This window comes from Stomatobaculum sp., assembly GCF_057248925.1.
Map to the genome: position 1 here is coordinate 18,685 of NZ_DBHIHF010000001.1, position 14,540 is coordinate 33,224.

Here is a 14,540-nt window from a genome sequence, read left to right on the forward strand (position 1 = left end):
TGTCGAAACAGTGCCTCCTTCTGAGACCGAGATGTTTTGTTACTTTGTCTGCTCCCGTCTGCGCTTCTCTTCCGCCAGCAGTGCATACGCTGCAAGTATCGGCGTTACCAGTTGCGGGAGCGGGTTTGAAATTGGTGCCTCGCCGGTCTTAGGCAGCTTGCCCCGCTTACTTCTCTTCGTTGTACCTGTGACCACCGTTGTCTTGTGGCGCTCTGTCGGGGAAATTGCCTCACCGTGCGGTGTGCTCGTCGCCTCTGCCGGACGATTCGGTACCGGTTCCGTCGGAGATACCGGCGGAACCACCGTTGTATCCGAAATACCCTGATTCAACGGATTGGTGCTCGGCGTTGTCTTGCCGTCCCGGTGGGAGGATTTGCCGCCTCCACCGTTACCGCCTCCGCCGCCGTTACCGCCTCCGCCACTGTTGCCGGAATTGTCTTCGCTCGGCTTGTCCTCGTACATTGCAACCAGCGTAATGTCGTCATAGACCGGTGTATTGAAGTCATACGGCTGACCGTTTAAGTACCAGCCGATAAACTTGCTCTCCGTCCGCAGCATGGTAGTCTGCGGGTCGGTACCGTGGTTGCCCTCGCGCACCGACTGCGTCGGAATGCGAATCCAAGAACCGTTTCCGTCAAAGGTAATCGTGTAGTCCGGCACCGTGAAGCGGTTCATAAACGTAGCATCTGTAACGGGATTTCCGTTCTTCTGCGCGCTCGTTACCACATTCAGGTTCAGACCGTTCTGCGTCACGATATAGGTGAGTGTCACTTCATCCGGATCAAAGCTGAAGCCCTTTCTGCCCTCCGGAAGCTCCGCAATACGGTACACATAAGTGCCTGGGAAACGGAAGGTGATAGTTCCGAAGCTCCCCTGTCCGGCACCGTTTACCGTAATCCGGTCAGTGTCTCCCTGGGCCGCCGCCGGCATCGGGATATCCGTCTGACTACCGGAAGCCGTGGAGCTGACCGCTGTCAGCGTAAAGCTGAACTGGCCCGCATTGTGCGGCGTATCTCCGGTAATCTGCTTGATGACCGTGGGCACCGACACCACCGCAGGGGTAACCGGCGTCCAGATTGCATAGAGATGCACGGTATCACCGTCTGTTCCCGTGAGATTCGAAACTGTCTGTGCATCCGCAAAATCCGGTGTCGTAGCCACAGGCGTTCTGCCCCAGCCGCTGAATACATAACCGGGGCGCGCGTAGGTGTTGCCGGTGAGCGGCTTGGTCTCACCGCCGTTAAAGTGCTGATTCGGCATGTTGCCGATCACATTGCTTCCGTTTTGCTCGAAGGTCACATTGTACTGCTTCTGACGGTAAACCGCGTGGACGGTAATATTGCCCGTCATCGGCTCGTCAAAGCGATACGGCGTGCCATCCGGCTTCTCCCAGTGATCAAAGACGTAATCTGTCTTGTTGTCCGGGTGGGTGGGTTCTGTCGGCACTGTGCCGTGCGGAACCTGATTGTCCGTCGTGATAATCCGGTTCTGATATCCCGGATTTGCATCCGGCGCATCCGTAACCGTAATCGTGTAGCGGTTAATCTCCCAGATTGCGATGAGCGGCGTATCCATCGTCACCGGATCACCGAAATGATACGGCGTGCCGTCCGGCTTCGCCCAGTGCTTAAAGTGATAGCCTGTCTTGTCACCGGCCGGACTGCTGGTACCCGGCGCATTTCCCGGTGTCACAACCGGATCGCCGTAGCGAACCGTCTGCGTATTCGGTGTATTCGAACCGCCATCCGGGTTGAAGCTGACATTGAAACGAGGCAACTGATAATCATTGCTGAACGCAAGATTTCCTGCGACTGCTGTTGCTGTGCCGCCGTTCTTCTTCACGCTTGCAGTGCCGTTCATGGTGATGCCGGACTGGCTCACCCGCACGGTAATCTCATAAACCGCCGGATCGTAAGTGTAACCTGTAGCCGCACCCGGTACCTCTGTAAGGCGGTAAATATAATCGCCCTCATAGACGAAGTCAATCGGACCGAAAGTTCCGGTTCCGGCACCGTTAATGCTGATCTCCGTCTCCTGTGCGCCGACGGTGCCGTTCGGCATCGGCAATGCGCTGACACCCGCCGCGGTCGTGCTGACCGCGCTGAGCTTGAAGCGGAAAGCTTCCGTATTCAGCGGCGAAGTCTCTCCGGTTGCCAGGGAAAGACCGACTTCTCCGGTCAGAAGTTTCTGCACACCGAGATCCAGCTGATAAGGTGTAACCGGTGTCCAAATCGCATAGAGCGATACCGTATCGCCGTCCACCTGCGTGAGGTTAATCACAGACTGCTGGTCCGTATACTGCGTGCCCGTTCCATCCGGCCGGGTTGCCCAGCCTCCAAACTGATAGCCGGGTCTCGTATAGCTGTTCTGTGTGAGCGGTGCGGCAACATCATAGGTATGCTGCGAGTTCGCCACTGTGCCGCTCACATTGCTACCGTTTGCCTCATAGCGCACCGTGTAGTGATTCGGCGTATAGGTCGCATGAATCGTCTGATTCTCTGTGACCGGCGTACCGAAGGTATACGGCGTATTGCTGCCGGTCTGCCAGCCACCGAAATGATAGCCGGGCTTGTTGTTCGGACGATTCGGCTCCGTGGAAGGATCACCGTGCGTTACGGTCTGCGTCGAAATGTTTTGATTCGGCGTGGTCGCATCCGGTCCGTCATTGACCGTGACCGTGTAGGTATTCCGCGCCCAGACTGCCTTCAAATTGACATCTCTCGTAATCGGATCTCCGAAGTTAAAAATCTGACCTGTCTGGACATCAATCCAATGCTGGAAGTGGTAACCTGTTCTGTCGCCCGCCGGGGAAGAAGTTCCCACCGCATTGCCGGGCTGCGTCGCAAAATGACCGTATTTGATGTTGCTCTCCGTCGGCGGCGTGGCACTACCGAGGTCGGAGTCATAGGTGACGCGGAACTTCGGCAACTGGTAATCATTCGTAAAGCTTGCCGTTCCCGCAAAGTTCTGATAAGCATTGCTGCCTGTCTTACTCTGCGCCGCCACCGAAAGGGTGGTACCGCTCTGTGTCACTGTGTACTTCAGGCTGTAGACCGTCGGATCAAAGATAAAGCCCGCAGTTGTGCTCGTAAGTTCCTTCAACTCATAGATGTATTCGCCCGGCATCGTAAAAGTAATGTTACCGGTCTGAACACTGCCGCTTCCGGCCGTGAGATCGTTGGTGCTGAGCGTGAGGACTGCGGTCTGCGCCCGTCCTGCGGCTGCCGGCATCGGCAATGCCGTGATGCCGGTAGCTGTTGTACTGATTGCCTTCAGTTCGAAGCGGAAGGTCTCCGGGGTAACCGGAGACGCAAGTCCGCCCGGTGTTGTCGTGATATCACCCGTCAATGTCTTCTGAATCGTGACATTGGTCGTCACCGGCGTTGCCGCAGTCCAGACTGCATAGAGGTCTACCACTGCGCCGTCGGTATCGCTCAGGTTTACAACACTTGCCTGATTTGCAAAATCCACTGTTGTGCTTCCCTGCGTTCTCGACCAGCCCGCAAATTCATAGCCCGGACGCGTGAACGCATTGTTGTTCAGGTTCTGCGGCACATCATAGGTGTGACTCGAATCCGCCACCGTACCGCTGGCATCTGCCGCATCCTTGTTGTAGCGCACCGTATAGCGATTCGGCGCATAGACCGCATGTATGGTCTCATTGCCGGTGACCGGTGTGCCAAAGGTGTAGGGTGTGTGCGACGGATCGTTATTCTTCTCCCAATGGTCGAAGTGATAACCCGTGCGGTTATTCGGGCGATTCGGTTCCGTAGACGGCGTGTTGTACGGCACCGTCGTATTGGAAATCACCTCGTTCTGATGCGGCGGATTTGCATCCGGTGAATCCGTAACCGTGATGGTATAGCTGTTTGTGCTCCAGTTCGCGTTGAGGGTGATGTTTCCCGTGACCGGCGTGTGCTCAAAGTCGTAAGCCGTGGTCGCCGAATCTCCCTGTTTGTTCCAATGCAGGAAGGTGTGGCCCGCAAGGTCACCCGCCGGAGAACTCTTACCCGCCTGTGTCTGCGGTCTTGTCGCAAAGTGTCCGTACTTCACAGTCTGCGTGACAGGTGTCACATCGCCTCCCTGTGCGTTGAAAGTGACCGTATAGCTCGGAAGTGCATAGCTGTTGTCAAAGGCCAGTGCGCCGGTCAGCGGCACATATGCACCACTGCCTTCCTTGACCTCCTTTGTCACAGAGAGCGTTGTGCCGCTCTGCGTGACTTTGTAGTGAAGCGTATAGACCTTGGAGGCACCGCCGTACGTATAACCGGCTGCCGAGCCCGCAAGCTCCGTGACTTCATAGTAGTAGTCGCCCGGAAGCGTAAAGGTAATCAGACCGCTTGCCGCCGTTCCGGTCGCCGCTGTTCCGAAGCTGCCGTAGCTTAATCCCGCACTGGAAATCGTGAAATCTGCGGTCTGCGCACCTGCCACCGTGCCAAGCGGCATCGGCAGTGCGGTCAGGCCGGGCGCATTGGTCTGCTTCGCCGTCAGACGGAAGATAAAGCTATCCGCCACAATCGGCGCCGTCTCACCGTTCGGCAGCTGTCCCACATTGCCGGTCAGGGTCTTCTGAATACCAAATGCCTCCGTTGCCGGTGTGGCCTGCGTCCAGACCGCATAGAGCTTCACAACGCCGTTGTTCTGGGTCGTGAGATTAATCACGCTCTGCTGATCCGGATATGTGACCGTACCGGTCGGGGTAGTTGCCCAACCGGCAAACTCATAGCCGGGACGTGTATAGGTATTGTTGTTCAGATTCCGTGCAACGTCATAGACATGCGTGGAATTCGGTACCGTGCCGGTCGCATCGCTTGCGTTCTTGTCATACTGCACAGTGTAATTGTTCGGTGCGTAAGTCGCCGTGACGGTCGTGTCGCCCGTGACCGGTGTGCCGAAGGTGTACGGATTGCCGCCCTGGTCGACCCAGCCGTTGAAGTGATAGCCGGTCTTATTGTTCGGCGTCGACGGTGCGGTCACCGTGTCGCCGTGGTTCACGTTCGGATTGTTCAGGTACTCATGATCCCGCATGCCCGGATCCGCATCATGCGGCTCCTTGACAATGACGTGGTACTGGTTGATGTCCCACTTTGCCTTCAGGTTCTTGTTCCCTGTCACCGGCGTGTTGAAGTTGTACGGCGCATTGGTCGCCGTGTCAATCCAGCCGCCAAAGTGATAGCCGGTCTTCTCTCCCGCCGGGGAGGTATGGCCGGTCTGCGTCTGCGGCTCGGTCGCCTTGTTGCCGTGTTTCACGGTCTCGGTGGGCGGCGTCACATTGCCGCCGTCGGCATCGTAGGTCACCGTATACCGCGGACGCTGATAGTCATTCGTGAAGTCAAGCGCACCCGTGAAGGCCGTAAAGCTGCCGCCGTTTTCGCTGACCTCCTTCGTCACCGTGAGTATGGTTCCGACCTGCTGCACCTTGTACTTCAAGGTGTAGACTTTGTTGTCATAGGTGTAACCCGTGACACCGTTGCCAAGCTCCTTCACCTCATAGACGTACTCGCCAGGCATCGTAAAGCTGAACAGGCCGCTTGTCACAGTTCCGTTGCTCTCGCCTGCCTGCGTATCCGTCACACCGCGAACCAGGGTGAGGCCTGCGGTTCCGAGCTGCATCACATAGGTCTGCTGCCCGGCTGCCGCTGCCGGCATCGGCAACGCACCGCTCAAGCCGAAGGCCGTCGTGCTGACTGCCTTTAACTCGAAGCGGAAGTTCTCTGCCGTAAGCGGTGCCGTCTCGCCGTTTGCGAGCGGGCCCACATCGCCGGTCAGGGTCTTCTTCACACTGAATGCCTCTGTCGCACCGCTCACCGGTGTCCAGACTGCATAGAGCGTGACCGTGCCGTTGTCGGTTGTCGTCAGGTTCGTGACAGACTGCTGGTCCGTATAGGACTGGCCGCCGCCGTTCGCCTGGGTGTTCCAGCCGCCGAAGGTGTAACCCGGGCGGGTGAAGTTGTTCTGGTTCAGGTTCTTCGCCACGTCATAAACATGGTTCGAATCCGTCACCGTGCCGCTCACATTTGAGCCGTTCGGCTCGTAGTGAACCTTGTAGTTGTTCGGCGCGTAGGTCGCCGTGACGGTCGTGTCGCCCGTGACCGGTGTACCGAAGGTATACGGATTGCCGCCCTGGTCGACCCAACCGTTGAAGTGATAGCCGGTCTTATTGTTCGGCGTCGACGGTGCGGTCACCGTGTCGCCGTGGTTCACGTTCGGATTGTTCAGGTACTCATGATCCCGCATGCCCGGATCCGCATCATGCGGCTCCTTGACAATGACGTGGTACTGGTTGATGTCCCACTTTGCCTTCAGCTTTTTATTGCCGGTCAAAGGCGCCGTAAAGTCGTAAGGCGTCGAAGAGATATTGCCGCTCGGATCCTCCTCAAACCAGCCTACGAAGTGGTGGCCGGCCTTGTCTCCCGCCGGAGATGTGCTCGGGCTTGCGGCAGTCGGCTCTGTCGGCGTACCGCCGCGCTTAATTCCCGTCTGTGTGCCCGGCGTCACGCTGCCACCGTCCGCATCAAACTCCACCTGATACTTCGGAAGCTGATAATCATTCGTGAAAGCCGCTGTCGCATCGCCGCTCGTCACTGCGGTGAAAGCTGCGCCGGCACCGTCCTGCAGTTCTGTTGTCACATGAATGGTGGCACCGGTCTGTGTCGCCGTATAGCGCACTGTGTACACTTTATTGTCATAGGTATAACCGGTCGCGCTTCCCTGGGCCTCAGTCACCTCGTACTCATAGACACCCGGGAACCGGAAGCTGATATTACCGGTTTGCACACTCGCGCTACCGCTTGCGAGATCCGAAGTCGGAATCGTATAGGTCTGACTCTGTGCCCCTGCCGCTGTCCCTGTCGGCATCGGATAAGCAGTTCCGGCTGCGGCCGACTTCGCCTGCAGCGTAAAGCTGAAGGTTTCGGCCACGAGCGGCGCTGTCTCACCGGTCGCAATGGGGCCGCGATCTCCGATCAGCGTCTTCTGAATCGTGAGCTTCGCAACAGCCGGGGTCACAGGCGTCCACTTCGCGTAGAGATTGACAACAGCATTGTCCTGTGTGGTCAGATTCATCACGCTCTGTGCATCGGTATAATTGGTACCGCTTCCGTTCGCCTCGGTATTCCAGCCGTCAAAGATATAACCGGGACGACTGAACGCATTACTGTTCAGATTCTTGGCCACATCATACACATGGTCGGAATCCGTCATCGTACCTGTCGCATCTCCCGCATTTGCATTGTAACGAACTTTGTAGGCATTCGGCAGATATGTCGCGTGGATGGTCTCATTCTTGGTGACCGGCTGCGTGAAATCGTACGGATTGTTCGCATTGTCGAGCCAACGATCGAAATGATAGCCGACCTTGTTCGACGGCTGTGTCGGCTCTGCCGTTGTCGTGCCGTAGGGAACATCGTTTTTCCGGAAGATTTCCTCATTCGCGTGTGTTCCGTCCGCATTCGGTGCATCCGTCACCACAACGACGAGTTTCCGGAGCTCCCACTTCGCCTTGAGCGCATAGTTCTGCTTGACCGCAGTGGTCGCAAAAGCAAACGGAACTTCCGTCATGGTGCCGGTCAACGGATCCGGAACTTCGTAGACCCAGCCTCTGAAGTCATATCCGGTCTTGTCTCCCGCCGAGCTGCTCTTGCCCGCCGGCGTGGTGGGCTCACCCGCATAGTGTCCGTATTTTACGGTCTGCGTTGTCGGGGTGACATCGCCGCCCTGCGGGTCAAAAGTTATCTGATACGTCGGAAGGTCATAGGCATTGTCGAAGACCACCTGACCGCTGACTGCGCTCGTCGTGAGATTCTCAATACTCCGCTGAGCGGCAAGTGTACCGCCGACGCCTGTCGTGACAGTGTAGGTCACCTTGTACTGTGTCGAATCATAGGAATAATTCGTTACACCGTCATTCAGCTCCTGCACCACATAACTGTAAGTGCCCGGCATCGTGAATGTCAGAAGGCCGGTTGAAATTTCCTTGCTTGTGACAGTCGCCGAGAAGTCACTGCTGCTCATGCTGAAGAGCACCGAGTCAATCGCTCCTGTCACATTCGACGGATTGGTCGTACTCGTTGCACCTACCGGCATCGGCGCATTCGCGCTGATGCTGGTCATGACAAACTTGAAGTTCGAAGGCAACAGCGGCGACACTTCCGTATTCGGCAGTGTTCCCCAGTCACCGGAGACATTCTTCTTAATCTTAAATGCCTCGGCCACCGGCGTGAGCTGCTGCCACTGCGCATAAAGTTTCAGCGGTGTCGTTCTCGCCCCCGTCTTTACGGTATCCCCCGGTGCATAGTTCTGGCCGCTGCCATCGGCCTCGGTATTCCAGCCCGTGAAAAGATAGCCCGGGCGCGTAAAGCCCGTGTCCGTTCCGGTTCCGCTGACCGACTTTGCGATGCCTTCATCGGTACGCGCGTCCGCCCCCGTATTATCCGTGGAAGGATACAGCTGATCCCCGTTCGGAGAGACTGTACCCGTTCCGTTGTTCGCGTCATATTCGATGTCGGTGTAGACCTGAACGGTCGCCGTGGTCTTCACCTTGCCGCCGTAACCGTCATCCGTTTCCGCCGTGACCGTAACCATACCGGTCTTCTGCGGTGTTGCACTGCCGGTCGCGGTTCCGGAATTCTGAATTGTAACAATATCTGTCGGCTGGCCGCTCAGGAGGCTGAACGTGACGCCCGGTGTCACCGGATCCGTGACGACTGCCGTAATCGGCGTCGTGCCGCCGTTAACCGGAATCCGGAGATTGTTGAGCGTAATCTTCGGCGCCGTATAGAAGCCTGCATTTACATTCTCTCTGCTGTAGAGATTTCGGTAGGGATCGACAACCACAGAAGTCGTCACGCGATTCGTCTCGCGGTCAAACGCAGAGTCAATCGCCGGTCTGCCATTCTTATTCTGCAACACCAGCTTCTTTTCCACCCCAAGACCGCTTGTATCCGCTTCCACAATCCAGTTGCCGTCATGCGGCACCAAAACTGTATAGCTACCGTTTGCTCCGCTGTTGACCAGAAAATCTCCGTTCGGCGCAGAGTTCAGTTGTACCTGTGTATTGGTCGCCGGATCATATACACGGAAGCGAACGTTCTGTAAGAGGCTGTCGGTTCCGGCATTGTAGGTCGAGTTTCGGTCTGTCTCATCCCAGGCGAAACCGCTGATTTCCATATCCTTCAGCGTATAGGTAAGCGGAAGGCTGGCCTGACCGGTTGCGCCGAAGTACGGCGTCGTGCTACTGCCCATGTTGAAGTTACCAAAGACCACATTCTGGTTCTTCATGTTTCCGAGAAGTGACTTCGGATCGTGGAGCTTGTACTGAACCTTTACAAACGATTTCTTGCTCGGATTCACATTGTCAATCTTCACACGAACCATCGTGACATCCGCCTTATTGGCCGGAACTGTCGCCGAATAGTTTGCCGCTTTTGCTGTTGCATAGCCGCCGGCTCCCGGGTTCGGATCCGTCGTATACGCGACGGAATAGTTTAAGCCCGCAAGCGTTGAAGTGTCGACGCCGTAATAATCCAATTCGTACTCATTGGGCGCGGTCTGATTGGTCGTGCCGCCGCTCGTATAGTTGTAGCGCTCTCCCTTTTTCATGACAGGGATATAGAGCTCCCAGTGACTCGTGTTCTGCGAGTTATCGCCCGTAATGTAGACCTTCGTGCTAAAGATGTTTTCGTTCGAGCGAATGTCCCGGCTCGAAACTTCGGTCGACGATTCGTTGAACGGAATCGTGGACTGCGCGTACGCAAGTAAACCGAGAATTGCCTGCTGGTTAATCTTGTGGAGGGTTGTTGTGTCCGCATAGAGCATCTCGGCTTTCCCTGTTGCCGCCGAAATCTTTGCGGTTCCCTGGTTAAAGAAGTCCACACCGACCGGACCGTCGTTCACAAGCTGGTTCCGGCTGTTGGCGAGTTCAACCGCCACCCCCTGCGGATTTCCGCCCTGAGATCCGTCGCGGTCTGCGTCAAAATCTGTGTCCATCCAGACACCCATGACAGGTCGCACATTGACCGGTTTCGCATTGTACTTTGCCTGCAATTTGAATGAAAGGCTGTAATAGCCGCCGTACAACGCCGTTCCGTTGTAGTTTTCCAGCTGAACCTCGCCCGATGCCAAATCCGCCTCCGGCACATTCTCATACGAGACTGCAAGAATACCGTAGTCATCGCTACCGGACTGACCGGCTCCCGTGCCCGCAGGCACGAAGTGCGTGACAACTCCCGAAGGAATCGTCTGCGGATTCAAGCCCGGCGGGTTATTGCCATTCTTCAACCCTGCAGTTGCTACAAGTGAACCATCGACATAGTTAAAATTCTTGTCAATTTTATAATAATAGGTCGGCCGTATCTTCAACGCCTGTGCTTTCACAATGGAAGAGGTCGTGTCACTGGCAGTGAAGCCATTCACCAGACCTACCTGAAGAATGTTTCCCTGATAGGTATTGGTGGAACCGTAGCTCACCGAAAGTCCCATGTGATCGACCAGCACTCTCTGCCCTGCAATTCGCTCGGATGTTCCCGTCGCGTCATACGAAGTGGTCGTACCAAAAACATCCTCAAAACTGAGCTTCGCCTTAACGGTCAATTTGTCGTAGGAATCGTCGCTCTCGTGGTCGCTGACAGAGCCGATTTTATCATTTGTGCCCGGATACTTTTTCGGCACGGAGACATTGTACATGCCGAGGCCGATTTCCGGCAGCATGCGCTTTGAGTTCTCTGCGGGATCCTTTCCGTACTTCTGGCTGTTCTGTCCCCAGTTGTAGTCGCTCGGCACCTTCACCTTCAGGGCGGTCACATAGACCCCGTTGGCAATATCCACATCCGGCAACTGCACGAACATGCGCCCGTGCGAATTCGGTGCATAAGAATACTTCGCGAGATCCGAGATTGTCTTGGTCTGTCCGTTCGAAAGTGTGTATTCGATTTCAAACGGCACCGAATAGCGGTTGCTGAGCAAGGGACCGAAACTCACCACATTCGTCAGGGACAAAAGTCTTGCATCCGTCCCTGTAAAATCATATACGACATTGCGATATGCGAGCTGTGCCTTCGTTGTGACATTATAGTTCGTCGGCACATCACTGTTGTCGACACTGATTCGTGTGAGCTCAATCTCTCTTTTGCCGACAACATCCTCGGCGTTCTGATCTGCACCGAGGCCCTCGGTATTGACCTTCATCTTGGAGCGGTCGTACTCGGTCGCTGTTCCGGGATTCACAAGATCGGTCTGCTTATAATAAGTCGTAGTGGGTGTAAACGGATTGATGTAATAATCAAAATCCTTGACCGAAATTCCCTTTGCCTTATCACCGAGCACAAACTGAGCGCTCTGCAAGGTCTGCGGCCAGGCCGTGCCGTGACCGGACGGTGTGCCACCCGGCTTATTCGCATCGTGCGGTGCACCGCCGTTGACTCGCTCGGACTTATAGTCGCTGTATTCACAGTAGAGTCTGCCCTCTGCGGAGACGCGCTTCGGAAGATCCGCGGCACCGTTCGTGCCGATTACATTGTCATAGTTCAGATGTCCGGGTGTAACCTGCTGCGCGAAAAGGCGTGTCCAGCGCGTCTCAAAGAGTCCGCTGATTTTCCAGTCGTTTAATTTCTCCTGCGCAAGGACAAGTCGCTTAGCGTAGCGAACACCGTAGTGATTGAAAATCGCCTCCAGGTCATAGACCTGACCTTCAAAAGCACCTGTATCGTTCGGATCTCCCATGACTGTGAGCTTGGTGTCCGAATACATGTTGACACCGTCTTTCAGATAGGCGGGCTGATCCGGGTCGAAGCCATCTGCCTGGAAATCATGATAGACATCGTTCTCGTCCCAGAAACCGAGAAGGCGCTGGTTTGCCTTCTCGAGATGATCCGTAATTTCAACACCTGCCCCGGAGACTTCCACGACAGGCGGATTATAGTTTGGATCACCGTAGGCATACGCGTTTCCGCTCGTGTCCACATTGTAATCCATGGTCTCGGCGTACTTCGTCACACCAAAGCGCAGGATGGGATTGATCTCAGAGTGCTTGTTGACCTCAAATACGCCATAGGTATTCAGCGGAACCACATCGAGGCGGTCCACCAGATGACGCGTTTTGATTGTAACATCCTTGGTGAGCGGCTGACCGCCGTTTTCGAGAATCTGCTTCGAACTGATGCTCCGGTTCACATGTGCTGCAAAATTATCGGGAATATCCTGACCATTCGACATTCTGTGGTGATAAGCGCGGAGCTTATAGTTGAACCAGACATTGACCGGAATACTCGCATAGTCGCGGTTATAATAGGCACCGCGCGTATTGTAACCGTAAATATCCTTGAACACCTCTACGCGGGCAATATATTCCGTGTTTGAAGTGTTGTCCGCCTCGGTAAAGTCATAGCTCGTCACACCCGTGCCGTCGACGATGCTCGCCGCATTTTCGGAGTAGTTTACGCCATCATAAGAAACCGTCTGGGGCGTATAGCTTGCGGAAAGTCCTTCTGCAAGTATGGTCTTTAAGCGAATCGCACCGGTCACCGCGTCTTTAATATAAAAGCGATAGCTGAGGCCGTTATCCTTACCGGTGCCCAGATTCTCAAAGTGAACCGGCGCGAGCTCCTCTCCGAAATCATAGACTACCTTCAGGTCATCCTGAATTTTGAAATTATTTGCGCCATCATTAAAACGGGCCTGTGCCTCCAACAATCTGGAGTCGGACCACTCCGGATGCGTCGAATCATACTGCGGCAAACTGTTAATATTGCTACCGTTAAATGTACCCGCAATTGCCGCATCCAGCAGGGTAAGCGTATCCAGCGTAATCGGCTGTGTTCCCTGAATGAAGTTAAACTTGAGCGGCGTTCCGGTTACACTCACGTCTCCGAGCAGTTCGTTGTCAGGTGCCTTGAACTCGGAACCGACTGCTGCCGTATGATTGGTCGCTGTCCAGTTTCCCGTATAGAGCTGGTTGTAACGCACAACCGGGAAAAACATAAAATGGAATGTACCGGCCTTGCGAAACAAGTCCACATTGGAGACATTCGCGTTTTGTCTCTCGACCTTGGCATAGTCCGTACCGCTGAATCTCGTATAGAGCGTGTTGGCATCAAAGCGGTAAATGCCGTCACTCCACGGCACAGTTGCGGTCAGCGACGAATTATAATCACCTATGTGACGCACCGGCAGCGTGATGCCGTCATCGCTCTCAAACCAGTAGAACAAGACACCGCGCTTCTCAAAGAGATTTCCCTCATCCGGAAGCTTGAACTCAAACTGTGCACCGGGACCGATATAGCCCTCTGTCTTATGTACAGAGACCTGGAAACCCTTCCGCTGATGTGTAACCAGATTGTCATTGCTGTAGTTGCCGGAAGCCAGAAGCATCTTTGCATCGCTATCCGCGCTGGTCGTCCCGGAGTTCGTGGAGCCCGCTCTTCTACCCACATTGGCGAACGAAATATCACCTGGCATCCAGGAGAAGCTGTCCGAGTCATTCGTAATCGTATAGGTCGGATTCTGGTTGCTCGTCTCAAGCGAAAGCGAAGCCGTCTCAATGGTCTCGGTCGTCGTTGTAAGCAGCGTCTGCTGCGGCGTACCGTAATTCTTGAACACGCGAATCTGGAATCGATACTTACCCTCCGTGAGCGCAAGGTCATTGATTAACTGAAGCGCATTCTGCTGCAGCGTAATCTGACCCGACACACCCGCGACTGCTACATTTGGTCTTGCAATCAAAACCTGACCGTCTGCCGTATTTTGCTTCGTAAACGGCGAACCGCTCGGCGTCGGAACCGACTGCACATCGAATCCCGCCGGAATCAGAATCTCAATTCCGACTTTGGACCGGTCGGCCGGCGGAATCTCCTCAGGGCGAACACCGAACTCAAGGTTAAAGGTACGCTCTCCGTATTTGCCGATGGCAAAGTCAGAGGGCTGCTTTAACACTGTATTCGCATTGTCCAGACGGATATAGTTATTTGCCGCCGTCAGCACGCCTCCCTCTGTCGGACCTGACCAGGCACCGCTTCGATAGGCATTGGTCGCAGTGGCCGGCATAGCGAGAAGCGAAGTCATGAGAAGCGCATTGCTCATCGATGCATTGTTTCCCGATGCCAGACGATTATTCCAGCCGAGCGACAAGGTTCCCAAAGCACTGAGATCTCTGTCATCTATGAGATCACCGTCTCGGTCTTCCTCATCCCAGCCGTCATCGTCATCCTGCGATGAAACCAACGGGATATAGCTGTTATTTCCCGCTGTGCTGTAGCGGTGATAGGCCGCTGCGAGCGCATTCAAAGGCATCGACTCTACAATGAGCAGAACCGCCAGAATGAGCGCTACAACTCTCCATATCCCTCTCCTTCTTCCTTCTTTCATCTATCTTCCGATCCTCCTTTGTTCTTTGCTGCCGCAGAGATATACGCTTCTCTACGGTCATTCCCCAAATCAGTAATTAATACTAATTCTTGACATTCTCGGAATAGAATAGCATATTTTTCTTTTCTGTGTCCATTAAAACACGCTGACATCTTAATTTTTATTGATTTTTATCCGTAGCA

Annotated in this window: 1 protein-coding gene; it reads right to left on the reverse strand. The window is 55.0% G+C overall.

Annotation, left to right across the window (positions count from 1 at the left end; translation table 11 throughout):
• Window positions 1-39 precede the first annotated feature (39 nt).
• Window positions 40-14,358, reverse strand: coding sequence for an InlB B-repeat-containing protein (locus ACO4XG_RS00015; protein WP_308509264.1), 14,319 nt, complete (start codon window positions 14,356-14,358; stop codon window positions 40-42).
• Window positions 14,359-14,540 lie beyond the last annotated feature (182 nt).

Bases quoted from the DNA above. Each gene is read 5' to 3' on its own strand.
- ACO4XG_RS00015 (WP_308509264.1), bottom strand. From the start codon at position 14,358: ATGAAAGAAGGAAGAAGGAGAGGGATATGGAGAGTTGTAGCGCTCATT.